Origin of the sequence: Arthrobacter sp. YAF34 (assembly GCF_052113245.1) — a bacterium.
Taxonomy (GTDB): domain Bacteria; phylum Actinomycetota; class Actinomycetes; order Actinomycetales; family Micrococcaceae; genus Arthrobacter.
Window position 1 is genome coordinate 100,482 of the sequence record NZ_JBFRCV010000005.1, and the last position, 24,674, is coordinate 125,155.

The 24,674-nt window shown below is 67.0% G+C and carries 19 protein-coding genes and 1 tRNA gene; 11 read left to right on the forward strand and 9 right to left on the reverse strand.

The window, feature by feature from the left end; all coding sequences use genetic code 11:
• Positions 1-15 precede the first annotated feature (15 nt).
• A complete protein-coding gene (locus AB4Y72_RS07930; RefSeq protein ID WP_441425612.1) occupies positions 16-3,054 on the forward strand; it encodes an alpha-mannosidase in 3,039 nt (1,012 codons plus the stop codon).
• A gap of 184 nt (positions 3,055-3,238) precedes the next feature.
• On the opposite strand, the gene AB4Y72_RS07935 is transcribed toward AB4Y72_RS07930, so the two are convergent.
• Genes AB4Y72_RS07935 through AB4Y72_RS07945 form a run of 3 tightly spaced genes read right to left on the reverse strand, consistent with a single transcriptional unit; the run spans position 3,239 to position 5,500 of the window.
• Positions 3,239-3,982 (reverse strand): hypothetical protein, encoded by a 744-nt coding sequence (locus tag AB4Y72_RS07935; RefSeq protein WP_441425613.1) that lies wholly within the window; start codon positions 3,980-3,982, stop codon positions 3,239-3,241.
• Between the two features lie 28 nt (positions 3,983-4,010).
• Entirely contained in the window at positions 4,011-4,772 is a 762-nt protein-coding gene (locus tag AB4Y72_RS07940; RefSeq protein ID WP_441425614.1) for a hypothetical protein, read from the reverse strand.
• The gene (locus AB4Y72_RS07945) at positions 4,754-5,500 is read right to left on the reverse strand and encodes a hypothetical protein (protein WP_441425615.1); all 747 of its coding nucleotides are present in this window, start codon (positions 5,498-5,500) and stop codon (positions 4,754-4,756) included. The genes AB4Y72_RS07940 and AB4Y72_RS07945 overlap by 19 nt, the downstream gene beginning before the upstream one ends.
• 293 nt (positions 5,501-5,793) lie before the next feature.
• Between AB4Y72_RS07945 and AB4Y72_RS07950 the strand changes: the two genes are divergently transcribed.
• Both AB4Y72_RS07950 and AB4Y72_RS07955 read left to right on the forward strand, forming a co-directional pair.
• Positions 5,794-7,461: an ABC-F family ATP-binding cassette domain-containing protein gene (locus tag AB4Y72_RS07950; RefSeq protein ID WP_441425616.1), complete on the forward strand. Its 1,668-nt coding sequence runs from the start codon at positions 5,794-5,796 to the stop codon at positions 7,459-7,461.
• Positions 7,458-9,371: an ABC transporter ATP-binding protein gene (locus tag AB4Y72_RS07955; RefSeq protein WP_441425617.1), complete on the forward strand. Its 1,914-nt coding sequence runs from the start codon at positions 7,458-7,460 to the stop codon at positions 9,369-9,371. The genes AB4Y72_RS07950 and AB4Y72_RS07955 overlap by 4 nt, the downstream gene beginning before the upstream one ends.
• Here AB4Y72_RS07955 and AB4Y72_RS07960 read toward each other — a convergent pair.
• The 3 genes from AB4Y72_RS07960 to AB4Y72_RS07970 form a co-directional block, all read right to left on the reverse strand.
• Positions 9,368-9,787 carry an NUDIX hydrolase gene (locus tag AB4Y72_RS07960; RefSeq protein WP_441425618.1) on the reverse strand — a complete coding sequence of 140 codons (420 nt, stop codon included), beginning with the start codon at positions 9,785-9,787 and terminating at the stop codon, positions 9,368-9,370. The genes AB4Y72_RS07955 and AB4Y72_RS07960 overlap by 4 nt on opposite strands.
• Complete coding sequence (locus AB4Y72_RS07965) at positions 9,784-10,305, reverse strand: DUF6314 family protein (protein ID WP_441425619.1); 522 nt, start codon at positions 10,303-10,305, stop codon at positions 9,784-9,786. Before AB4Y72_RS07965 ends, AB4Y72_RS07960 begins: the two co-directional genes overlap by 4 nt.
• Before the next feature lies 1 nt (position 10,306).
• Positions 10,307-10,379, reverse strand: a tRNA-Arg gene (locus tag AB4Y72_RS07970).
• A gap of 83 nt (positions 10,380-10,462) precedes the next feature.
• Between AB4Y72_RS07970 and AB4Y72_RS07975 the strand changes: the two genes are divergently transcribed.
• Both AB4Y72_RS07975 and AB4Y72_RS07980 read left to right on the forward strand, forming a co-directional pair.
• On the forward strand, positions 10,463-11,302 hold the full coding sequence (locus AB4Y72_RS07975; RefSeq protein ID WP_441425620.1) for a DUF998 domain-containing protein: 840 nt from the start codon (positions 10,463-10,465) through the stop codon (positions 11,300-11,302).
• Positions 11,303-11,396: 94 nt separating this feature from the next.
• Positions 11,397-12,020 carry a dihydrofolate reductase family protein gene (locus tag AB4Y72_RS07980; protein ID WP_441425621.1) on the forward strand — a complete coding sequence of 208 codons (624 nt, stop codon included), beginning with the start codon at positions 11,397-11,399 and terminating at the stop codon, positions 12,018-12,020.
• Here AB4Y72_RS07980 and AB4Y72_RS07985 read toward each other — a convergent pair.
• The gene (locus tag AB4Y72_RS07985; protein ID WP_441425622.1) at positions 12,017-13,588 is read right to left on the reverse strand and encodes a chitinase; all 1,572 of its coding nucleotides are present in this window, start codon (positions 13,586-13,588) and stop codon (positions 12,017-12,019) included. The genes AB4Y72_RS07980 and AB4Y72_RS07985 overlap by 4 nt on opposite strands.
• Before the next feature lie 206 nt (positions 13,589-13,794).
• Here AB4Y72_RS07985 and AB4Y72_RS07990 point away from each other — a divergent pair, with 206 nt between their 5' ends.
• From AB4Y72_RS07990 to AB4Y72_RS08000, 3 genes are read left to right on the forward strand one after another with little or no spacing between them, the layout of a single operon-like run.
• A complete protein-coding gene (locus tag AB4Y72_RS07990) occupies positions 13,795-16,140 on the forward strand; it encodes a glycosyltransferase family 2 protein (protein WP_441425623.1) in 2,346 nt (781 codons plus the stop codon).
• Positions 16,137-16,661 (forward strand): DUF7793 family protein, encoded by a 525-nt coding sequence (locus AB4Y72_RS07995; protein WP_441425624.1) that lies wholly within the window; start codon positions 16,137-16,139, stop codon positions 16,659-16,661. Before AB4Y72_RS07990 ends, AB4Y72_RS07995 begins: the two co-directional genes overlap by 4 nt.
• A complete protein-coding gene (locus tag AB4Y72_RS08000) occupies positions 16,651-18,183 on the forward strand; it encodes a putative bifunctional diguanylate cyclase/phosphodiesterase (protein WP_441425625.1) in 1,533 nt (510 codons plus the stop codon). Before AB4Y72_RS07995 ends, AB4Y72_RS08000 begins: the two co-directional genes overlap by 11 nt.
• A 96-nt stretch (positions 18,184-18,279) precedes the next feature.
• On the opposite strand, the gene AB4Y72_RS08005 is transcribed toward AB4Y72_RS08000, so the two are convergent.
• Positions 18,280-18,429, reverse strand: a complete 150-nt coding sequence (locus AB4Y72_RS08005) for a hypothetical protein (protein ID WP_441425626.1) — start codon at positions 18,427-18,429, stop codon at positions 18,280-18,282.
• A gap of 210 nt (positions 18,430-18,639) precedes the next feature.
• Between AB4Y72_RS08005 and AB4Y72_RS08010 the strand changes: the two genes are divergently transcribed.
• Positions 18,640-19,662 (forward strand): hypothetical protein, encoded by a 1,023-nt coding sequence (locus tag AB4Y72_RS08010; protein ID WP_441425627.1) that lies wholly within the window; start codon positions 18,640-18,642, stop codon positions 19,660-19,662.
• Between the two features lie 242 nt (positions 19,663-19,904).
• On the opposite strand, the gene AB4Y72_RS08015 is transcribed toward AB4Y72_RS08010, so the two are convergent.
• Positions 19,905-20,555, reverse strand: coding sequence for a hypothetical protein (locus AB4Y72_RS08015; RefSeq protein ID WP_441425628.1), 651 nt, complete (start codon positions 20,553-20,555; stop codon positions 19,905-19,907).
• Positions 20,556-20,632: 77 nt separating this feature from the next.
• On the opposite strand from AB4Y72_RS08015, the gene AB4Y72_RS08020 reads away from it, so the two are divergent.
• Positions 20,633-21,490, forward strand: coding sequence for an inositol monophosphatase family protein (locus AB4Y72_RS08020; protein ID WP_441425629.1), 858 nt, complete (start codon positions 20,633-20,635; stop codon positions 21,488-21,490).
• Between the two features lie 316 nt (positions 21,491-21,806).
• Entirely contained in the window at positions 21,807-24,371 is a 2,565-nt protein-coding gene (gene pcrA / locus AB4Y72_RS08025) for a DNA helicase PcrA (protein WP_441425630.1), read from the forward strand.
• The last annotated feature ends 303 nt before the right edge of the window (positions 24,372-24,674 follow it).

The following is a 24,674-nucleotide window of genomic DNA, read 5'->3' on the forward strand; positions in this document are numbered from 1 at the left end:
CGGAAGAGGATCACATTGCACGACGACCGCCGTCTTACGGAAGTCCGGCTGGACCGCTTTCTGCGTGACCGCATCGACCCCGCGGTGTACCCGCGCACTCTGCCGCTGACGCTGAGCAGCTGGGACGCGCCGGACGAGCCCGTGCCGGCGTTGGAGGCGTTGCGGCACGAGTTCACGCCGCAGGAACACGGCGCGGCCTGGGGCCGGCCGTGGAGCACCAAGTGGCTCCGGCTACAGGGCGAGGTGCCGGAAGCCTGGGGCACGGCGGACGGCATGTCGGTGGAAGTCCTTGTGGACCTGGGGTTCAGCGGCGACCTCCCGGGATTCCAGTGCGAAGGCATCGCCTGGCGGTCCGACGGGACCATCATCAAGGCGATCTCGCCACGGAACCAATACATTCCGCTCAAGCTCCTGGGCGGCGGCATGGCCGTCGATTTCTACGTCGAAGCCGCGGCCAACCCGGACCTGTCGCAGAACTGGACCTTCGCAGCCACCCCCTACGGTGACAAGGCGACCTCGGGCAGCGAGCCGAAATACCGCCTCGGCCGAATCGCCATCGCCGAGCGCAACCAGACGGTCTGGGAGCTGCAGCAGGACATTCTGGCCCTGAGCGGGCTCATGCACGAACTTCCCATGGACCTGCCCCGCCGCCATGAGCTCCTGCGGGCGCTCGAACGCATGCTGGACATCATGGACCCGGACGACGTCGCCGGAACCGCGGAAGCCGGACGGGCCGCCTTGGCCGAGGCCCTGTCCCGGCCGGCCTATGCCTCGGCCCATCAGCTCGTAGCCACGGGGCATGCCCATATCGATTCAGCATGGCTGTGGCCCGTGCGGGAAACCATCCGCAAGTGCGCCCGGACGTTCTCAAACGTCGTCGCGCTCATGGACGAGCACCCCGACTTCGTCTTCTCATGCTCCTCGGCCCAGCAGCTCGCATGGATGAAGGAGTACTACCCGGAGCTCTTCGCGCGCATCCGGGACAAGGTCCGCGGCGGCCAGTTCGTTCCGGTCGGCGGGATGTGGGTCGAATCGGACTCCAACATGCCCGGCGGCGAGGCCATGGCGCGGCAGTTCCTTGAGGGCAAGAGCTTCTTCCTGGCCGAGTTCGGCGTGGATTGCCAGGAGGCATGGCTCCCGGACACCTTCGGGTATTCCGCCGCCCTGCCGCAGATCATCAAGGCAGCAGGCAGCCGCTGGTTCCTGACCCAGAAGATCTCGTGGAACCAGGTCAACAAGATGCCGCACCACACGTTCAACTGGGAGGGGATCGACGGCACGCGGGTGTTCACCCATTTCCCGCCGGTGGACAGCTACAACTCCGACCTCAGCGCCAGGGATCTGGCGCACGCGGAACGCAACTACCGGGACCATGGACACGGGACAACCTCCCTGGTGCCGTTCGGGTACGGCGACGGCGGCGGCGGCCCGACGCGGGAGATGCTCGCCGCGGCGCAGCGCACGGCTGACCTGGAAGGATCCCCGAAGGTGCGGATCGGCTCGGCGGCCAGCTTCTTCACGCGGGCCCAGGCTGAGTACGGTCCCCTGCCGGTCTGGGTGGGGGAGATGTACCTGGAACTGCACCGCGGAACCTACACCAGCCAGGCCCGGACCAAGCTCGGGAACAGGCGCAGCGAGCACCTGCTCCGGGAAGCCGAACTCTGGAGCGCCACGGCGGCGGTGCGGGCCGGGCACACCTACCCCGCGGCTGAGCTCAGGCGCCTGTGGCGGCTGGTCCTGCTCCAGCAGTTTCATGACATCCTGCCTGGAAGTTCCATCGCGTGGGTCCACCAGGACGCCGAACGGAATTATGCCGCCGTCGAACGGGGACTGGAGGCCATTATCAGCGACGCCGCAGCCGCGGTCCTGGGCGCGGGGAACCGGGAGTTCCTGCTCAACGCCGCCCCGCACGGGCGCCAGGGCGTGCCGGCGCTGGCCGCTGCCGAGCCGGTCCCGCCCGGGAACCCGGTGGCCGTAACCGAAGCCGACGGCGGCTACATCCTGGACAACGGCATCATCCGGGCCGTGGTGGACACCGACGGGCTGCTGGCCTCGCTCATGGACCACGCCACCGGGCGTGAGGCGATCGCGCCCGGGGAACGCGGCAACCTCCTGGAGCTGCACCGGGACACGCCGAACGAATGGGACGCGTGGGACATCGACGCGTTTTACCGCCGCAACGTCGTCCGGTTGGATGAGGCGAGGTCGGTGACGCTGGAACACGATCCCCGGGGGGAATACCCGGGCGCCGTCGTGGTGGTGGAGCGGATGGCCGGTTCCTCTGCCGTGACCCAGCGGATCGCGCTTGGCGCCGGGGCCGACTCCCTTGCGATCACCACAGCGGTGGACTGGCAGGAAAGCGAAAAGCTTCTCAAGCTCGGCTTTGCCCTGGACGTGAAGGCGGACCGTTCGGCGGCGGAGACGCAGTTCGGGCACGTCTTCCGCCCCACCCATCTCAATACATCCTGGGAGGCCGCGAAGTTCGAGATTTGCGCCCACCGCTGGATCCACGTTGCCGAACCCGGCTACGGGGTGGCCATCGCCAACGCGTCCAGCTACGGCCACGACGTCACCCGCAACGTCCGGGACGCCGACGGCGGGACCACCACCACGGTGCGGGTTTCGCTGCTGCGGGCACCGAAGTTTCCGGATCCCGGCGCGGACCAGGGCCGGCACGAACTGTACGTCACCATCCGGCCGGGCGCCACAATCGCGGACGCGGTCGAGGAGGGCTACCGCACCAATCTGACACCGCGGATTGCACGAGGCGCCCACGGGGTGGAGCCGCTGTTCGCCGTGTCCAATCCTGCCCTCGTCATTGAGGCGGTCAAACTCGCTGAGGACGGCTCCGGCGATGTGGTCGTCAGGCTGTATGAATCGCTGGGGGAGCGGTCCGTGGGCGTGGTCGCGGCCAATTTCCCGGCACTCCGGGTGCAGGCCGTGGACCTGCTGGAACGGCCCGTTGAGGCGCCCGGGGTGACGACGGCGCACGTGGATACCGCCGAGGTCACGCTCCGGCCGTTCCAGCTGGTCACGCTCCGGTTCGGGCGCTGACGCCCGGAGCCGATGCGCCCCTTAAACAGGCTGAGTGGGAGCGGTCCTCGCGGACCGCTACCACTCATCCCCCCAATGGCGCTTGGACGACTGCCTCGGCTTTGCACGGCTCAATCCGTACACAAAGCGGATGTCGCTTTCACACATTCATGATTCTCTCACGGTCTAATGATTTTGTGAATGTCTATTCCTGGTTCTTGCGAAATGTTGCGCGAGCGTTACCAGATTCCTTAGGGACGCGACCGGAAATCCAGAACAGTCCCAGCCCCAGGACATAACCAAGGACGGCCACATAGTTGACCGTCTGCTGCGCAGGGATCCAGGGCTCCGGGGCGAAGGATGCGGGGACGCTGGTGGCGGTGGCGAGGGCGCCGAAGGACGTCAGGAAGGCGCCGGCACGCACCAGCCGCGGCAACTGGCTCCTCGTGGTGGCCAGTAACGCCGGCAGGAGGGCGAGCGAAACATAGGCCGGATACGCGCGGCCGGCCGCGGCATAGAACGGCGCCAGGATGGTGTTGCGTCCACCATGGTCCGGAATGCCCAGCAGGCCGGCCGAGGAGCCGCGGGTGTCCATCAGGAAGAAAGTCGCCGCGGCGGCGGCAGCACTGATCGCCAGAGCCCAGCGCCCGGCCGGGCCCGCAATGAGACGGTAGCCGCGCTGATCTGCCAGCCCCCGGGCAACCCGCAGGCCAACCAGCAGAACCGCGGCGAACACCAGGAAGCGCAGGATGAGATGCGTGAGGTTCCATCCCCCGAGAGCCGCGTCGATCGCCTCGTAGGGCCCGGGCACCGAGAGCAGGCTGCACAGCGTCGCGAGAACCAAAATCCCGAAAACCGTCCTGTTCCGGCCCTGGATCGCGTCCGGAACACGGAGGAGGAGCACCACGGAACAAATGATCAGCGTTCCCCACTGAAGGGTTGCAATCATTCCGGGTTCTCCTACATCACTCGCCTGCTCAGCGCCACGTCACTCCGGTGAGGCTAGCTTGCTTCTTAGACCCCCGCTTCGCAAGACCCTTCGCCATCCAGAACAGGACCAGCCCCAGAACCACGCAGAGCACCGCCGTGTAGTTGATGACGAAGCGCAAGAAGCCCAGGGGCGGCGGAATAGCGGGAAACAGCAGGCTCAGGGAAATGGCCACGGCACCCAGCGCCAGTAGCGCCGCGCCGGACCGGACCAGGACGGAGAGGCCGCTGCGAAGGGTCCGCATCATGGCCGGAAACAGGGCCAGCATGATAAACGTCGGATAGAGCCTCCCAGCGGCCCCGTAGCACTCCACCAAGGCGGCCTGGTGGCCGTCTTTGGCGGCAATCCCGGCCAGTCCCGCCGAGGAGCCGGCCGTGTCCATCATGAGGAAGACCACCACCACCGCGGCCGAGGCGGCTGCGGCTGCTGCGATGCCGATGGGGCCGGTGATGAGCCGGCGGGCGTCGTCCGCGCCAAAACCCCGGGCCATCCGGAACCCGAGGAAGAAGACGGCGGCGAAGATGACGAACCGGAGCACGAGATTGGCGACATTCATGCCGCCCAAGGCCTGGTCTACGGCCACATACGGGGCATCGATGCTGAGCAGGATCGCCAGGGTCAACAGCGCAAATATCGAGAACAGGGACCGGTTTTCACCCCGGAGGGCACTCGGAAGGCGGCCGAGCGTGATGATGCAGCACACTGCCAGCGTGCCCCACTGCAGGACCCCGATCATCCCAGGTTCTCCCAAATTTTCTCTGTCTGTGCCTGTTCCTGCTCCTGGCGGCGCAGCGATTTTCCGAGCGCCTGTAGCCGTTCACCGGCGAGGGCGGTCAGTTCTCCGTCGGAGAGTGCGTCCAACGCTGCCTGCTTGGCCCCCGGCGGCCAGCCGGCCTCGTCCTCGGTGATCAAGCCGGTGGCGACGAGCCCGCCCGTGAATCCTACGCCCGCCGCACGGGCAGTCGCGATCGCCAGTTCCGGGGACAGCCTGTTGGCCGTGAGCTGGGCCGAAAAATTTTGCGGCGCCACGCCGGTGGCGGCTGACACCCGGTGACGCAACTCGCCGTCGTCGATCGCGTCCACCCAGTTCCGGACGGACGTGGCGTGCGGGGCCGGGGTCAGTGCGGGCGTCATTGAGCTGCCGTTGTCGCCATACCCGCCGTAGGCCGGGGAAGACCGCGAAATGACCGCCCGCAACAGGTCCATGGTCGCGATTTGGCTGACGAGTTCGGCGGGTGTCGGCGGCTGCGGCCCAGTGGCCAGTTCCTCGTAGTGCTCGAAGGAGGCCAGAGCCGCCAGCGGACTCAAATGCAGGGCCCTGCTGATGCTGACCACCGTCGCTTCGCCTACTTTCCCGCGCACCAGTTGCTGCGCAAGCGTAGTGCGCTTGATCCCGGAGATTCTGCAGATATCGGCTGTGCTCGCGGATGGGGCAACCTGATGAAGCCAGAGTTGGAACGCCTTGGCGGGTAGGGGCATCTAGGGCTTCCTGCGGAGTCGATGGGCAGTGTGGTTACTGGCATGCGGTGGGGCAGTGGAGGCTGGTGGTTGTGGTGTGTCGGTGGATCGGGCTGGGATTTTACGTGAGGTCCTAATTCAACTATGCTAAATGGTCGAACCCGCTGGTCCGTACACCCCCCAAGTCCGGACCGGCGGGTTCTTCTATGCCCGGTGTGGTTTCGGCCCGGGGGATGGCCGGTTTTCGGCGCGTTATCCGGCCGGTTCTGCCGGCCGGGAGGGCCCGTTTTGGGCCGCAGTGAGAGGATGAAGTAATGACTGCAACCCTTGTTGCGAAAGACCTTTCCGGTGGTCACGATCACCGCACACTCTTCTCAAAACTTTCCCTGACGGTGGCCCCCGGCGACGTCGTCGGCGTCGTCGGCGCCAACGGTGCCGGCAAATCCACCCTGCTGCGGCTGCTGGCCGGCGTCGACGATCCGCAGGAGGGCTCGGTGAGCCTGGCCCCGGCCGACGCCTTTGTGGGCTGGCTGCCCCAGGAACACGAACGCATTGCCGGCGAGACGATCTCCGGCTACATCGGCCGGCGCACGGGCTGCGCCCAGGCGACCGCAGCCATGGAATCCACCGCCGAGGCTCTCGGCTCGGGCGCCCCGGGCGCGGACGATGCCTACTCCCTCGCGTTCGACCGGTGGATGGCCTCCGGCGCCGCGGACCTCGAAGACCGGATTCCGGCCGTCCTGGCCGACCTGGGCCTCGAGGTGGGGCCGGACGCCGGGATGACCGGGCTGTCCGGGGGCCAGGCCGCGCGCGTTGCCCTGGCTGCGCTGCTGCTCAGCCGCTTCGACATCGTGCTGCTCGACGAGCCCACCAACGACCTCGACCTCAACGGCCTGGCCAAACTGGAGGCCTTCGTACAGGGGCTGCGGGGCGGCGTCGTCCTGGTCTCGCACGACCGCGAATTCCTTGCCCGCTGCGTCTCCACCGTCGTCGAACTGGACCTGGCCCAGAATTCGGTGGCCGTGTACGACGGCGGGTACGAGTCTTATCTGGAGGAGCGTGCGGTCGCACGCCGCCACGCCCGTGAACGCTTCGAGGAATTCGCCGCCACCAAGGCCGACCTCGTCTCGCGGGCCCGCACGCAGCGCGAGTGGAGCTCGCAGGGCGTCCGAAATGCCATGAAGAAGAACCCGGACAATGACAAGATCCGTCGGGCGGCCAGCACCGAGTCCTCGGAAAAGCAGGGGCAGAAGGTCCGGCAGATGGAATCGCGCATCGCCCGGCTCGAGGAAGTCGAAGAGCCGCGCAAGGAGTGGCAGCTGCAGTTCAGCATCGGGGCCGCGCCCCGGTCCAGTGCCGTGGTGGCCACCCTGCGCGACGCCGTCGCGCAGCAGGGCGACTTTACCCTGGGTCCGGTGAACCTGCAGCTGAATGCTGGCGAGCGGATCGGGATCACCGGTCCCAACGGCGCGGGCAAATCCACGCTGCTCCGGCTCCTCCTGGGCATCCAGCAGCCCGACTCCGGGGACGCGTCCATGGGGGTCTCCGTGGCGGTCGGGGAGATCGACCAGGCCCGCGGGCTGCTGGCCGGCGATCGGCTGCTGGGGGATGCCGTCGAGGCGGTACTGACGGAGCAGACCCCGGCGGAGGTGCGCACCCTGCTGGCCAAGTTCGGCCTCAAGGCCGATCACACCAGCCGGTCCGTCGACTCCCTCTCCCCGGGGGAACGGACCAGGGCCGCGCTGGCGCTGCTGCAGGCCCGGGGCGTGAACCTCTTGGTCCTGGATGAACCCACCAACCACCTGGACCTGCCCGCGATTGAGCAGCTCGAGGAAGCCCTCGAGAGCTACGACGGCGCCCTGCTGCTCGTCACCCACGACCGCCGGCTGCTGGAAAACGTGCGCCTTGATACGCGCTGGAACGTCGAGAACGGCGTCGTCACCGAACTGCACGCCACTGCCCCGAAAGGCAACATCACATGAGCATGGACCGGGTCGCCTGGAGCTCCCTCTACAACATCACCCGTGCCTCAAGCGGGTCCAAGCCGTTCTCGAAGGCGACGCTGAAGCGTGTCTTCAGTTTTGCCCGCCCGTTCCGCGGCAAGCTGATCGCCTTCGTGCTGCTGTCCATCGTGATGGCCTTCCTGGCCGTCGCCACCCCGGTCCTCGCCGGGCAGGTGGTTGACGCGATCATCGCCCACGCGGATGCCTCCACGGTGATCCGCCTCGCCGTCCTGATCGCGATCGTGGCGGTCGCCGAGGCCGGAATCGGCCTCGTCACGCGCTGGATGTCCTCCACCATCGGCGAAGGCGTGATCGTGGACCTGCGCACCAAGGTCTTCGACCACGTCCAGAAGATGCCGATTGCCTTCTTCACCCGGACCCGCACCGGCGCCCTGGTGAGCCGGCTGAACAACGACGTCATCGGGGCACAATCGGCCTTCGCCGGCACGCTCTCCGGCGTGGTCAGCAACGTCGTGGCCCTGGCCCTGACCCTCGCGGTCATGCTCAACAAATCGTGGCTCGTGACGGTGCTCGCCATGATCCTGCTCCCGATCTTCCTCATTCCGGCCCGCCGGATGGGCTCGAAACTGGCAGACCTGCGGCGCGAGGCAGCCGAACACAACGCCGCCATGGGCACCCAGATGACCGAGCGCTTCTCCGCGCCCGGCGCCACCCTGGTCAAACTGTTCGGCCGCCCGGACGAGGAGTCCCACGAGTTCGCGCTCCGGGCCGGGCGGGTCCGGGACATCGGCGTCCGGACCGCGATGCTGCAGTTCACCTTCGTCACGGCGCTGACGCTGGTCTCGGCGCTGGCCCTCGCGCTGGTCTACGGCCTGGGCGGCTGGCTCGCGCTCGCCGGGCAACTGGCCGCGGGCGACGTCGTCGTCCTCGCCCTGCTGCTCACCCGCCTCTACGCGCCGCTGACGGCGCTCTCGAGCGCCCGGGTCGAGGTCATGAGCGCCCTGGTCAGCTTCGAGCGTGTCTTCGAGATCCTGGACCTCAAGCCTCTCATCGAGCAGAAGCCGGACGCGGTGGCCTCCCCGCGCGGTCCGCTGTCCGTGGAGTTCGACGACGTCCGCTTCGCCTACCCCTCGGCGGACAAGGTCTCTCTGGCCTCACTGGAAGATGTTCTGACGTTGGACACCCGCGGCGGCGAGGAAGTGCTGCACGGCATCAGCTTCCGGGTGGAGCCGGGGCAGACCGTGGCCCTGGTGGGCTCCTCGGGCGCCGGCAAGTCCACTATTGCGCAGCTTCTGTCCCGCTTGTACGACGTCGATTCGGGGGCAGTCCGCTTCGGCGGCACCGAGCCCGGCACCGGCGTGGACGTCCGCGACCTCACCTTCGATTCGATGCGCGAGACCCTCGGCATGGTGACCCAGGACGGTCACCTGTTCCACGAGAGCATCGCCTCCAACCTGCGCCTGGCCCGGCCCGAGGCCACCGAAGAGCAGATGTGGGATGTGCTGCGGCGCGCCCGGCTCGAAGACATGATTCGTTCCCTCCCCGACGGGCTGAACACCATAGTCGGGGAGCGCGGCTACCGGCTCTCCGGCGGCGAACGGCAACGCCTGACGATCGCCCGCCTGCTCATCGCGCAGCCCCGGGTGGTCATCCTCGACGAGGCCACCGCCGCCCTGGACTCCACCAACGAGGCCGCCGTCCAGGAGGCGCTGGGCGCCGCGCTGGAGGGCCGCACCGCCGTCGTCATCGCCCACCGGCTCTCCACCATCCGCGCGGCCGACGCGATCCTCGTCGTGGAGGGCGGCACCATCGTGGAGCGCGGCACCCACAGCGAGCTCCTCGCCGCCGAGGGCCGCTACGCGGAGCTGTACCGGACGCAGTTCGCTGAGGCCAGTGCGGTTGCCCAGGAGTCTGTTCCCGGGTATTAGGCCCGGTACGAAGCGGGGCGCCTGGCGGACAGCGCCGGCAGCACATGGTCCGTCAGGAGCGGGGCGAGGTCGTCCGGGAGTTCGGCGGCCAAGTCCAGCCAGCGGATCTCGGCGATTTCAGCCGACGGCCGGGCGCTCCAGACGCCCGGGGCGGTGAAGACGGTGGCCTCGATCTGGGTGGCAGCCTCGTTCGCGGCTTCCGCCAGCCAGTGGCCCAGCAAATCCAGCCGGTCGGGGGCCAGCATGATGCCCACTTCTTCCTGCAGCTCGCGCGCCGCGGCCTCGGCGGCGCTTTCGCCGGCCTCGGGCTTGCCGCCGGGGTGCATGAATTTGTCCGTGCCGCGTTTGCGGACGGTCAGCAGGCGTCCGGCGCCATCAAAGACGCAGACGGCGGAGACCACAATGCGGGGGTTCACTCTGCAGGCCTTGTGGCTGGGTCTGCGGCCGCTGCCGGGTCGAGCCGGCGCAGGGATGACTCCAGTAGCTGGTCCTTGGCAGGTCCGGTGACGTCCCAGCGGTAGCCGCACTCGTCCGGCCCTAGCACCGTGTACGTCACGCGGTACGTGTCGGGGGCGCACCAGTGCACATCCTGGCTGGACTGCCCGGCGAAGCCCATCCGGTGGAAGGGGCGTCCGTCCGGGAAGTACACGTCCAGGACGGCGGGTGTGTCCGCGGGCCGCAGCACGTATTCCCGGCTCGCCGGCCCGCTGAACGGCGCGCCGTTCCCGGATGACCAGCGAACGGTGCCGTCTTCACGCCAGTTCAGGCCGCCGTCGGGCGTGTCCGTAAAACGGACGACGCCGGTAAAAGTTCCGCGTGTCCCGCTGCTGCGGTCCAGCAGGGTGCGGTCGACGGACCAGGAGCCGCGCAGGTAGGCGCGGAGGTCAACGTCCGGACCCGAGTCCGGGGTTTCGTCCGGGGCAGGAATATTCAAGTGCCCTCGATTGGAATCGAACCAACGACACCGGCTTTAGGAGAGCCGTGCTCTATCCACTGAGCTACGAGGGCGGGCGTCCGGGGCCGGTCAACGGCCGGCCCGGTCGGACACGGATATAAGCATACAAGGTGAGCACGCGTACTACGCTCTTGGCATGACCGCAGGAACCACCGAGCTTTCCGCCGGAGCCCTCTATTACCCAAATGTCGCCTCCACGCGTTTCTATGTCGGGGCGCTGGCGAAGCTGAGCGTGCTGCAGTATTTCGTGGCGGAGGCAGCCGTGATCGGCGCCTGGGCGGGCCCGGAGCCCTACAGCCGCCGCACCGGCTATATCAGCGACCTCGGCGCCTCGGCCTGCGGGGACTTTTCCGGCCGGGACGTCTGCTCGCCGGCGCATCTGCTGATGAACGTGTCCTTTATGGTCCAGGGTCTTGGCATGATCGTCGGCGCGTTCCTGCTCGGTTCGGCGCTCCTGTGCTGCGCCGCCCGTCGCGGCGTCCCGTCGGTACGGGGCCGGATGGCGGGCACGGCGCCGTTCCCGGGCCTGGTCCCAGTTCCGGGTCTGGCCGGGGCTGCGGGGCGAACGCACGGGAGCGCGGGCGTGGTCGCCGCAGGCACAGCCCGGCTGCTGACCGGCGTCGCGGGGGCGGGCACCGTGATCGTGGGGCTGGTGCCCGAGAACACCGGGTCCGTCTGGCACATCGCCGGTGCCCTGATGTATTTTGCGGCCGGTGCCGTGGCGCTCCTGGTTCTGGGCTGGCTGTGGCTGCGGCAGACACCGCTGGGCTGGCTCATCCTGGCCTGCGGTGCGGTGTCCCTGGCGGCGCTCATTGCGGGCGGCCTGACGGGCATGCACGTCCCGGAACCGGGCACGCTGGAAAGGCTCATGGGGTACCCCATTACGGTTGGCGTCGCCGCGGCCGGCCTCGTGATCGCCCAGCGGGTCAAGCACGAGCGCACGCTGCGCCGGCGTGTCCGGGTGACGAGCGGCTAATACCTGTTGCTTCCCAGAGGCATCGCGTGGCAGCCTCAAAGTGATCCCGTCGCCGGGGCAACGGGGCAACGGGGCGGCAGGGAAGGAGCGCGGCATGGGACTCATCCATATCGACCTGTTCACCACTCTCGACGGCGTGGCGCAGGCGCCCGGCGGCCCGGACGAGGACCCGGAGAACGGTTTCGCGTTTGGCGGCTGGCAGGCACCTCTCTTCGACGAAGTCGTCGGCGAGCAGGTGGTCTCCGGAATGGCGGGGATGGACGCACTGCTGCTTGGGCGCCGGACCTACGACATTTTTGCCGGGTACTGGCCGCACGCGGACGGGGGTATCGCGCGGCTGTTCAACCGGATCCCGAAATACGTGGCCTCGCGCCGCACGCCGACCCTCGACTGGGCCGACTCCACCCTGCTCGGTCCCGACGTCGTCGCCGCCGTTCGCGAACTGCGCGACCGGCACGCGAACATCCACGTCATCGGCAGCCTCGACTTCGTGCAGACCCTCTTCGCCGAGAGGCTCTTCGATCGGCTCACGCTCTGGGTGTATCCGATCCTCCTCGGCAGCGGAAAGAAGGTCTTCACCGACGGGGTGGTTCCGACGAACCTCAGACTCATCGAGCCGGTCGTCGCGACACCGAAGGGTGCGGTGCTGCAGCGCTACGCGCTCGCCGATGGCACGCCCGGGGCCGGCGACATGTCAGCCGCCGGCCACGAGCGCTAAGGCGCCGGAGCGGGCGCCGTCGAAGTTGCCATGACCTTGAGCAGCTCCTCATCGCGAAGTTTGGACCACGGCGAGTCGGGCGAGCCCTGCAAGGAAGCTTCGGGGCTGTCGGTCTGGGTCCACCATTTTGCTTCGAAGACCCGGCCCTCGAAGAGCACCCGGTCGCCCTTGCGGTAGACCTTGGACGGCTGCCAGGCCGGTGCCGTGCCCGCCGGTGCCGTCAGCTGGGGCGTCGGCCGGTCGCCGGCCAGGACCGGACCGATGATGCGCCACGGGGTCGCGGTGCCCTGGAGTACGGGATCATCCGGGGTGTCGTCGCGGGTCCACCACTTGGCCTCGTACACGTTCGAATGCCACACGATCCGCTCGCCGGCGGTGTAGGCCGCGGTCTCGGACCACACCGGATACGGGCTGGTGGAGGGATCGTCGCTGACAACCGGGGCGGGGGTCTGCCGAGCCACTGCGGCGGGGGAGGCGGACGGGCTTGCCGTCACTCCGGCGCCGAGGATCGTGGCGAAGGACGAGCCGCCCTGGTCCACGCCGCTGCAGCCATCGGAAACCTTCGTGACGTCGGGGAAATTCTGGCTGCAGGTGCGGTCCCGGTTCAGGGACCACATGGACAGCCGGCCGATGCCCTGCGCGCTCGCGTAGGCGCTGAGCTCCTGCGCGTCCTTGAGCGTGAAGATTTCGCCGGCGACGTCGTTCTGGCCGATCATCGGCGTCAGCCCGACCTTCCGCCACACGGTTTCGCTGCCAAGTTCGCTGCCGGCGGCCCGGTACAGGCCGGTCAGCTGCCGGTGGGTGGCTTCCGCGGCGGACACTGCGTTCTCATACATGGAGCGGCCGGGAAGCTTGCTCCCGCCGTAGTCCATCGTCATGGCGTTCACGCCCGAGAGGTCGACGCCGGCGGTAATCATCCGCTTCACGGCGTCTGTGCCCGCCGTCGTGAGGCCGTTCGGATCCGCCGGAAGGGTCAGCCAGACGCTGAGGGCCTTGCCGTCGCGCTGACGGTCCTGCTGGAGCGCGGCGATGGCAGCGGAACGCCGTTGCAGGGACGCCGGGTCGGCGAGGGCCTCGCCTTCCACATCAAGATCGATGCTGCTGACGTTGTAGCGGGAGACGACGGCGGCGTAGGCCGACTTCAGCTTGGCGGGATCCGTGCAGCTCACGGCCAGCTCCTGGTTGGTCAGCCCGCCAAAGGACACGGCCACGGTGCCGCCGAGCTGCTGGAGCCGGGCCACGCGCCGATCCAGGTCCAACGCGGTCGCCGCGTCGGAGAGCGAGTAGGCGGCGCCCCAGGACGGTGTGCACGGATCTTTGGGATCGGCCACCACGAAGGACAGCACAATCTTGTCGGCCTCCTTGGAGACCGGGGCCTCGAAGGCATATCGCGGGGTCGCCGTGACGTCCACGTATCCGGAGAACACGGACGGGATGGCCTCGGCCGCCCGGACATCCTGGAAGTTGCCCCATGCGGCCACTCCGCCGGCAGCCGCAGCCACCACGGCGCCGATGAGCACGCCCACCCGGACTACCGATAGCTTGCGGCCTGGGAATCGATCGGACACAGCGCCCCCTATGTGAGTTTTTCGTTGGACAGCCGGGAATGCGCCGGCGGCCGGTATCAGCTCGTGCAATTTCCGGGGTGTCTGATGTCCGGCAAGCGTCTGACCTTGCATTATCATAAGGGCACTCACCGGAACATCCGGTGCGGCGTGCGGGTTTTGATTGAGGCGCGCGCCAATATGCCGACTTTGCAGTCTTATGGGGACTAATGCCAGATCAGCTTGTCTTGCCGCGCGTAGAAGCGGAAAGCGTGACTACCGAAGAAAAGGGTGCGGTCCGGCGCCGTCAATGGGGGTCCGAGAGGCGTTCCGAGCCGCTGTCAATTGTTCATCCGAGACCCTCAAAGCGCAAAATCATCCTTGGCCGGCTGGGAATTCTCACCACGCTGGCGGCGTGGGTGACGTACGTTATTTCCACCATCCTGAAAGAGCTCGCGGACAACCCGAATGCGGGCTTCAGGTTTCAGTTTGAGACGATTTCCTATCTTGTCGTCGTAACATTTCTGACATTTTCCGCCCTCATGTATCTCCTTGCCCGGCAAGGGGCCCTCTACCGTTTCCGTGACCACTCCCGGGTGCCGCGCGGCGAGCTGGACCGCCACTTCGCCGAGTACTCCGAGGGCATCACCGTCCTGGTCCCCTCCTACGCCGAGGAACCCCAGGTGGTGCGCGCCACGCTGTGGTCCGCGGCCCTGCAGGAATTCCCTGACCTCAAAGTCGTGCTGCTCCTTGATGACCCGCCGCACCCCTCGGACCCGGCGGACCGGGCCCGGCTGGACAAGACCCGCGCCCTGACCGCTGAGATCGCCGCGGAACTCAGCGTCCCGGCCTCCCGTTTCAATGCGGCCCTGGCCGATTTCCGACGCCGGGGCAAGGTTTGCGTGGGGGGCGAGGCGGCCGAACTGGACCTGCTGATCGCCGAATACGAGGCCGCCGCCGGATGGCTTGAAACGATGGCCGCCGCCGAAAAGGTGGAGGACCACGTCGACGAGTTCTTCGTCGACCTCGTCCTCATGGGCCTGGCCCGGGAGCTTCGCCTGGTGCTGCTGGGGCTGACCGCCGCTTCGGTGCAGCTGGCCTCGCCGCCGCGGTCCCGGATCGAGGAGCTGTACCTCCGGCTGACCTGGATCTTCAACGTCTCCACCGAGACGTTTGAACGCAAGAAGTACGCGAGCCTTTCCCACGAGGCGAACAAGGCCATGAACCTCAACGCCTACATCTCGCTGATGGGGCACACCTGGAACAAAGAAACCACCGCCGACGGCGTGGTCCTTCGCAAGGTGACCACCGACGTCGGCCTCGGCGGGCAGGGCGAGACCATGGAGGTCCGTGACACCACGTACCTGCTGACGCTCGACGCCGACTCGCTGCTCCTGCGGGATTACTGCCTCCGGCTGGTGTACTTCCTGGAATCGGCCGGCAGCGAGCAGGTCGCGGTCACGCAGACGCCGTATTCTTCCTTCCGTGGCGCCCCCACCCGCATCGAGCGGGTGGCCGGAGCCACTACCGACCTCCAGCACATCCTCCATCAGGGCATGAGCTACTACGGGGCGACCTTCTGGGTGGGCGCCAACGCCGTCATCCGCAAACGCGCCCTCGAGGACATCGTCGAGGTGGAGACCACGGGCGGCTTCGAGATCCGGACCTACATCCAGGACCGGACCGTCATCGAGGACACCGAATCCAGCATCGACCTTGGCCAGCACGGCTGGACTCTGGTGAACTATCCGGAGCGGCTCAGCTACAGCGCCACGCCCCCGGACTTCGGCTCCCTCGTGGTCCAGCGCCGGCGCTGGGCCAACGGCGGCCTGCTGATCCTGCCTAAGCTGTGGGTCCAGCTCCGCCAGCACCGGTCCGAGCGGCGCGCGATCTTGTTCCGTGAGGTCCTGCTGCGGGTGAACTACATGGCCTCCATCGCCTGGGCCAGCTTCGGCCTCGTCTTCCTGCTGGCGTATCCCTACGACAGCAGGCTGCTCAGCCCGATCGTGTTCATCGCGGCCCTGCCGTATTTTCTGGCCATGGGCAGCGACTTGCGTGACTGCGGCCACCGCTTCAGCGACATTTTCCGGATCTACGGCTTCAACCTGGTGCTGCTGCCGGTCAACCTGGCGGGCGTGCTGAAATCGCTGCAGCAGGCCGTCACCGGCGACAAGATTCCCTTCGCCCGCACCCCCAAAGTCAAGGACCGCACCGCGGCCCCGGCCATTTACGTCCTGACGCCGTACGCGATTGTGGCGTTTTCGCTGCTGACGGTGTGGCGGGACGCGCAAGTGGGGAACTGGGGCAACGTGGCGTTCGCATCCCTGAACGCCGTTCTGGCCGCCGGCGCCATTCGCGCCTACATCGGAGTTTTCAACTCTGCCGTGGATATCTTCCTGGGAGTGGTTAACTGGCTGTATGTCAGTCCCCGGCCCAAGCGCGTGAAGGAGAGCCCCGTGATTGCGAAGACAGCCGAGGAAGTCGACTGGGAGACGATTCTGTATCACGGCGACCGCCGGCTGAACCGTGACCTGCGGGGTTCCACGGACCGCCGCCGTCGAATTGCGGTCCGATGACGGTCGAGGCCCTGGCCGGGCCTGACGAGCGGCTCCCGGACGAGGCAGCCGGTGCCCTCCAAGGTGTCGCGGCAACGATCGCGACCGCCATTCCGGCCGCCATGCCGGCCGGGCCCACCGCAGACCTCGATGCGGCCCAGGACACGGCCCCGGCCGCGGACCGCGCCATCGGGGTGCGGATGATCGACGGCGGAATCATCGAAGTTGTGCTGCCCCCCAACCAGGAAATCGAGGGTCCGGAGGCGCGCGTTGCGGGCGACGCCGTCCGAGCCCTCGCCGCGGGCCGGCGGATGCCGGTGCTCCTGGTGATCACCGGCGTCGTCGGTGTCAGCGTTGAGGCACGGCAGGTCTACACCGGATCCATAGCGGCGACGGCGTTCGCCCTGGTAGGCGATGGGCCGGTGGATCGGGTCATCGCCCACTATCTCTTGCGGTCCAGAAGCGAAACGATTCCGGCGCAGTTCTTCCCCTCTGAACCCGCGGCCGTTGAATGGCTAAGGCAGTACGCCCGTGAAGAGTGACACTCCGGACCCCCGGCTGCACGCCCTCGTCGAAGGCATTGTCCGGATCGCCGGAGGCGATCTGAGCACCAGGATCCCGCCTTCGGGGGCCCGTGACGACGTCGCCGCCGTCATTGCCGGCATCAACCTGATGGCTGATGACCTGCAGACCATCTACCAGGAGCTCGAAGAGCGGGTCGAAAGCCGAACGGCCATGCTGCGCGAGGCGCAGGTGGAACTCGAACGCATGGCGCTGACCGACCCGCTGACCCAACTTGCCAACCGGACGGCACTCAACTCGGTCCTGAGCCACGCCCTGGCCGAATCCTCGCGCGGCGAGATGCCGCCGGCACTGCTGATCCTTGATCTGGATTCGTTCAAGGGCATCAACGACACCCTGGGACACAGCGCCGGCGACGACGTCCTGCGGGTGATCGCGCGCCGCCTCCAGGACGCCGTCCGGGAGACCGACACCGTGGCGCGCCTCGGCGGCGACGAATTCGCCGTCATGCTGCCGAAGTCCAATCTGGTCCGGGCGCGCCGGGTCGCGAACAGGATCCTCAAGGCGCTCAACGAGAGTCTCGACGTCGGCGACCTGAGAATCACGTGCGGCACCAGCATCGGCCTGCGCATCGCCGAACCCGGCCAGTCCGTTGATGACCTGGTGATGGAGGCCGATACCGCGATGTACGCGGCCAAGGCCCAGCCGCACGGCAGCATCAAGGTCTTCGAGCCGGCCCTGCTGTACGCACGCCGGCTGCAGAGCGTCATGATCACGGAAATGCGCGAAGCGATCCTGCAGGACCAGCTGACGCTTCACTACCAGCCGGTGGTGGACCTCGCCACGGGCAGGATCGAGGGCGTGGAGGCGCTGGTCCGCTGGAACCACCCGGAGCGCGGCCTGCTCATGCCGGACCAGTTCATTCCCTTGGCCGAGGAAACCGGGATGATCGTGGACCTGGGCCACTGGGTGCTGCGCAATGCCGTGCGTCAACTGCGCCAATGGCAGCAAGACGAACAGGTGGACAGCACCTTCAACGTCCGCGTCAACATCTCCACCACCGAGCTGCAAAACCTTGAGCTGATCGAGCATGTGCGCGACATCCTCCGGGAGACGGGGGTGGATGCGTCGAACCTGATCGTGGAGCTGACGGAGTCCATGGCCGTCAACGGCGGGGACGTGGACCAGTATTCGCTCAACGGTCTCCGGCGGCTCGGCGTGCAGCTTGAGATCGATGACTTCGGGACCGGCTACTCCTCCATCAGCTACCTGCGGAAGCTGCCCGTGAATGTGGTCAAGATCGACCGGAGCCTGATCAGCGGCCTGGGCGATGACGAGCAGCAGCGGGACTTCGTGTCCGCGGTGCTGCATCTCATCCACGCCTGCGGACTCAAGGCGCTGGCCGAGGGGATCGAGACACAAGAACAGGCGGACATGCTCCGCGAGATGGGCTGCGGCAGCGGCCAGGGTTACTACTTCGGCCGGCCCGCGCCGGCGGCCGAGGTTGTGGCGATGATTAACCCCAGTAAGAGGCTCGCGTAGGTCTGGACTGAGGGTTGTTGCGTGAGCGAACGTTAAACAGCGACGGCGGGTGTCGGAATCACTTCCGACACCCGCCGCCTGTCAATGCAGTCTCCGTTACTTCTTTGTGGAGTCCGGCCACCAGCCGATAGCGGCGACTGAGCTCTGTCCGGAGTTGTCAGCAGCAGCAGAAATCGCTGCGGACGCGGACATGCCCGCAGTTGCCAGCGCACCGGCGACGAGGAGTGTTGCAAGGGTCTTCTTCATTAGGACTCCTGATACGTAAGAGGCTGATGTGACTCGTGTGATACAAGATCAGTATAGAGGCATGCGACACGCCGTTGTATAACAATTCGTTCCGCAATGTATAGATTCGTGTTATTCGCGCGAAGCTGCGTGAGTCCTGAGGCAATATTGCGCAGGTCTTGCTTGCGCGGTTTGTTCGTTTCCGCTCCTTCGGCAACGGATAATTGAGGCATGCAACAAAGTTCCGTTTCACCTTCGTACGCCGCTGCAGAGCTGCAGGCGCGCGAGCTCCGATCCAGTCACGACTTCCGCGAGGCCGCGAACGCCGCGCAGATGGCCGCGGATATTGCCCTTGCCGAAGGTGATTCGTCGTCGTGGTGGCACATGACGCTTTTCCGTGCCGAGAGCCTCATTGCCGCCGGAGAAATTGAGGCTTGCGCTGAACTTGCCGGCACCTTGATTGCTGAACCCTGGGACGGAAACCGACAGCTCCAGGCTCAAGTACACATCCTCCTGGCCCTAACCCGTCGGGGCATGGGTCTGCTCGAAGAGGCAGCCGACGAGGCAAGAATCGCAGCGGACCTTATGAATGACGAGGACGACGTCGAAATTGCCGTCAAGGCCAGACAGGCCCTCATTGCGGCGCTCGCCGATAGCGGAAGGCTTGAGGAAGCGTGGGCGGAAAGCCTCATCATGGCCGACATTATTTCGGGCGAAGTCGATGACCAAATCGTGGGAAAAGCGTACTGGGTCATCGGAAACGTCGCGTTCCTTTGCAGCAAAGTCGCTGAGGGACTGCACTATCACGAGCTCGCCGCTGCCACCTTTTCGCCGGCTCGAAACCTCACTGTTTGGGCCAAATTCAACAAGGCCTCCGCGGCTATGCGGCTCGCGGCCGATGTTGCGGACGCGGATACGCTGCGCTGTATTGAACGCGCGGAACTCGCCACCGACGTCATTGGGGGCACCGACGAAGATCACATATTGCTCAAACTGAACCGCGGCCACTGGAACTTTCTGGCGGGGGATCAGAAGACGGCAGTCGATACGCTTGGTGACATCTTCCCGGTCCCTGAAAAGACTTCGCCACAAATACTGGGCGAGGCCAATCTGTTGCTGGGCCGGTCGCACGCCGCTTTGGGAAACGGTGCCGAAGCAAGGACCCACTTGCTGGAAGCCGCCGACCACTTTGAGAAGGCGGGAGCCCCGCAACGCGCGGAGCAGGCCCGCGAATTCCTCACGGAACTATCCTGATTCATCGCTGACTTGGACATGCCCTCCGCCGCTTGCGGCGACTGGGCATAACGCCAAGATGTCCAAGAACTACGTCCACGGCTGGACATGTCCCGCTGACGGCGCACCCTGCGCCGGGCGAACGTGCCCAGTTCGAGGCTCGGGGAATGGACATAGGCCCATTTAGTTCAGTGCTCACGCCCAAGGATGGACATGCCCCGCTTCGAGACCCGAGTGCGAGTGAGCAGCCCACTGGCGCGGGCTCAGGACTGAGCGTGTCCCGCGGTAGGAGAAACAGCCACGGTCTTGCGACCGAGGAACACCGCCGCGCCGCCGGCCAGGAGGCACAGCGCCAGAAGTGCCCAGCCGGCGACGGTGAGCCCGGACGCCAGGGCGACCTGACCGGCGTCGAGGTTTTGGGCGGACAGCATGGCGTCGATCGCCGTGTTGCCCCACAGCCGGACCGCGGCAAAGAGCAGCGGGAGCGCCCAGAGGGCCCAGCGCAGGGGTTTGCGGGCCACATTGATGCCGATCAGGAGCAGCCACGTGAAGCCAAAGATCAGCGGGAAGAGCGTGCCGGCCGTCTTGTGGACGTAGCTCAGCTGGCCCAGGGCGTCGGCGTCCATGGCCGCGCGCAGGTGCGCCACGAACCCCTGGTCGAAGCCGCCGATCAGCGAGTCCGGCATCGCCTGACCACCCGACAGCTGCGTGAGCTGGTTGAGGGTCAGGAGATGCAGGTACCAGAACAGGAAGACGCTGGCCACGACCCCGGCGATCACAATCAGGCTGCTGTTGCTCTGGGCCTTCGGCGGGGTCCGGCTGGCCGTCGGATTGATCACCGGGGGCAGATGGTGCTGGGGGACCGCCGCATTGGCGCCGTGCTTCTTGATCCGCTGTGCGGGTGTCTTGGCCATTGCTCCATTATCGCCCGTCCGGCACGGCCGCCCGCGCCGGCTATCCAGTGCGGACCGGCGCCGATAGGCTGGAATGCGTGACTGAACTTGGAAAACACCGGCTTGGCCGGCACAGCACTGCAGATCTGGACCCTTCGCTGGATGACTACCAACTGGCCGAGGCCCTGGTCCGCGAGGCCGGCACCCTGGCGCTGCTGATGCGGCAGGCAGGGCTTGAGGGCAGGCAGAAGACCTCGGTTTCGGACGTGGTCACGGCCGCCGATCACGCCGCCGAGTCTTACGTGCTGGAGCAGCTCCGGCGCTGCCGGCCCGACGACGCCATCCTGGGCGAAGAGGGTGCCTCCGTGGCGGGCAGCAGCGGCCGGACCTGGGTCATCGACCCTGTGGACGGGACTTACAACTTCCTGCATGGGTCCTCCTACTGGTGCTCGGCCATTGCCCTGAAGGATTCAACCGGGGCGAGGCTCGGGGCCATTTTCCAGCCGGATGAGGACAAGCTCTGGCTCGGCGGGACCTCCCGGCCGTCCACGCTCAACGGCGAGAAGCTGCTCACCTTTCTCCCCGGCACATCCGGCGGCAAGGGACGGTCGGACATTCCGGTTTCCGAACTCGGCGCCGCAACCTACATCCACCCGACGTGGCTGGCCGATCCGATGTGTGCCATGCCCTGGCACGCGGCAGCGACGTCGGCGGCCGCGCTGCGCATGTTCGGGTCCGGCTCCTGCGACCTCGGCCGGGTGGCCGACGGCGAGCTCGGCTGCTGGTTCCAGCACAGTTGCCCTGAATGGGACTGGCTGCCCGGCCAGGCAATCGTCGAGGCGGCCGGCGGCGCGACCGACGTCGTGCGCGTCAACGGACTCGAGTGGTTCATTGCGGGAGGAACGACGGCGGTTCGGCAGTTGCGTGCCGCGCTCAGCTCCGGAGCCGTCGGCTAGCCTTCCGGGACGCAGAACGCCGCCGCGGGACACGCTCACTCTTTAGCGCGGGGCCCAGGGGACATGCTCACTCTTTAGCGCGGGGCCCAGGGGACATGCTCATTTTTCATAACGGGGCCCAGGGGACATGCTCACTCTTTAGCGCGGGGCCCAGGGGACATGCTCACTTTTCATAACGGGGCCCAGAGGACATGCTCATTGTTCGCGCTCAGGAGTGGGCATATGAGGACTATGTCCACTGGCCGAGGGCGGCGGAGGGCATGTCCCGGGGGAGCGGACGCGGCCGTCAGTGCCACCGCCTAGACTTAGATACACCATGGATATGTTGTTTGACCCTTACGCCGACGGACCCTTCCAAGCTGCCTCCACGGCGGCGGCAGGCGCTAAATCGCGGGCCGGGACCGGTCTGGCGGGCCGCGATTTAGGCGCGGGATCGGCCCCGCAGGGCATCGGATCCGCCGCGGAAGGCAGCGCCAGCGCCCACGGCCACGGACCCGGACCCGGCAACGCTCCGGACGGCGGCGGGTGGGACCGTCCCCGGCTTCCGAACGCCAGCGAACTCCTTGAGGGGCTGAACCCGCAGCAGGAGGAAGCCGTCAAGCACGCCGGCAGCGCGCTGCTGATCGTCGCCGGTGCAGGCTCGGGCAAGACCCGGGTGCTCAGCAACCGGATCGCCTACCTCATCGCCACGGGACGGGCGCACCACGGGGAAATCCTGGCCATTACGTTCACCAACAAGGCGGCGGCCGAGATGCGGGAACGCATTGAGGCCCTGGTCGGCGGCCGGGCCAAGACCATGTGGATCTCCACCTTCCACTCCTCCTGCGTCCGGATCCTGCGCCGAGAGGCCAAGAACGTCGGGCTCAACTCCAACTTCTCGATCTACGACTCCGCGGACTCGCTGCGGCTGATCACGCTCGTGGCCAAGAACCTGGACCTCGATCCCAAGCGGTTCGCGCCCAAGGCCATCCAGCACAAGATCTCCGCGCTGAAGAACGAGCTGATCGACGCCGACAGCTACTCCTCCAGCGCCAACTACAACGACCCCTTCGAACAGGCCGTCGCCGAGGTCTTCAAGGGCTACAGCCAGCGGCTGCGCCAGGCCAACGCCATGGATTTCGATGACCTGATCGCCGAGACGGTGTACATGTTCCGGGCCTTCCCGGCGCTCGCCGACTCCTACCGACGCCGCTTCCGGCACGTCCTCGTGGACGAATACCAGGACACCAACCACGCCCAGTACGCCCTCGTGCGCGAGATCGTCGGCGAGGGCCCCGGCGCCGCCGAGCTCACCGTCGTCGGCGATTCCGACCAGTCCATCTACGCCTTCCGCGGCGCGGACATCCGCAACATCGTGGAGTTCGAGAAGGACTATCCGGACGCCCGCACCATCAAGCTGGAGCAGAACTACCGCTCCACCCAGACCATCCTCAGCGCCGCCAACTCGGTCATCTCCCGCAACCCCAACCGGCCGGAGAAACGGCTCTGGACGGCCGAGGGCGACGGCGAAAAGATCGTCGGCTACGTCGGCGAGAACGAGCACGACGAGGCCCAGTTCATCGCCAAGGAAATCGACCGGCTGCAGGACGAGGGCAACCTGCGCCCCGGCGACGTCGCCATTTTCTACCGCACCAACGCCCAGTCCCGTTCCATCGAAGACGTCCTGGTGCGCGTGGGCCTGCCCTACAAGGTGGTCGGCGGCACGCGCTTCTACGAGCGCAAAGAGATCAAGGACGCCCTCGCCTACCTGCGGGTCCTGGTCAACCCGGACGACGACGTCAACCTCCGCAGGATCCTGAACGAACCGAAGCGCGGCATTGGCGACCGCGCCGAGGGCGCCGTCGCCGCCCTTGCCGAGCGGGAGCGCACCTCCTTCATGGCCGCCGCGAGGCGCGCCGACGAGGCCCGGGGCATGGCGACCCGCTCGGTCAACGCCGTGCTGGGCTTCGTGAAACTCCTCGACGACCTCGCCGAGGTGGCCTCCGGCTCCGGCGCGGCCGCCGCCTTGGAAGCCGTGCTGGAACAGACCGGGTACCTCGCGGCGCTGCGCTCCAGCACGGACCCCCAGGACGAATCGCGGGTGGAGAACCTCGCGGAGCTGGTCGCCGTCGTCCGGGAATATGAACGCGACAACCCCGAAGGCTCCCTGGGAGCCTTCCTGGAACAGGTCTCCCTAGTCGCCGACGCCGACCAGATTCCGGACGCGCCCGGGGCAGATATCGATGCCGCCGTCGCCGAAGCCAAGCGCCTCGGCGTCGTGACCCTGATGACCCTGCACACGGCGAAGGGGCTGGAATTCCCGGTGGTGTTCCTCACCGGCATGGAGCACGGGCTGTTCCCGCACCAGCGCTCCGCCACCGATCCCAAGGAACTGGCCGAGGAACGGCGTTTGGCCTATGTGGGGCTGACCCGTGCCCGCAAGCGTCTCTATCTGACCAGGTCCGAGGTCCGGAGCATGTGGGGCCAGAGCCAGTACAACCCCGCCAGCCAGTTCATCGAGGAGATCCCGGCCGAGCTGGTCGAGTGGAAGCGGGAAGGCGCCAGCCGCCAGACCGGCGGCTGGGGGACCGGCGCCGGGATCGGCTCAAGCCGTTACGGCGGCTCATTCTGGGGTGCCGGAACCGCCCGCGGCGCCGGTACCGGGCCGTCTGCGGGCTTCAACGCCGATGTTCCCGCTGCCGTAGCCAAGAGCAGGGTGCAGCCGCAGAAGGAAGTCGTCGCCGTCAGCGTGGGGGACAAGGTCAACCACACCAGCTTCGGCAACGGCACGGTCCTGGCGGTGGAGGGCTCGGGGGACAAGACGGTCGCCAAGGTGAAGTTCGACGTCGGCGAGAAGCGGCTGCTGCTGCGCTACGCGCCGCTGACCAAGCTGGACGCCTAGCAGCTCTCCTGCCCACGCCCCGGCGTGGGCCTGCGACGGCGTGCCCGCCTACATTACGGACGCGGATCCGACGCCCCCGCGCCGCCTGTCCGCACGCCGTCGTACACCCGAAAAACCGCGTAATCTAGCGGTTTTTCTACGTCTCATAGAATAGTGTCCTTACTCACATAACGGGTACTCTGGGACGGGCTGGTCCGATCGAAGGACTAGAGTTCCCAGAGGAGCATTGCGCCGTGTGGCTCGTTTCCAAGCTTGTCGCAGGGTGCGTTTATTCCGCAGCCCGGTAACCGCGAATACGTGGGG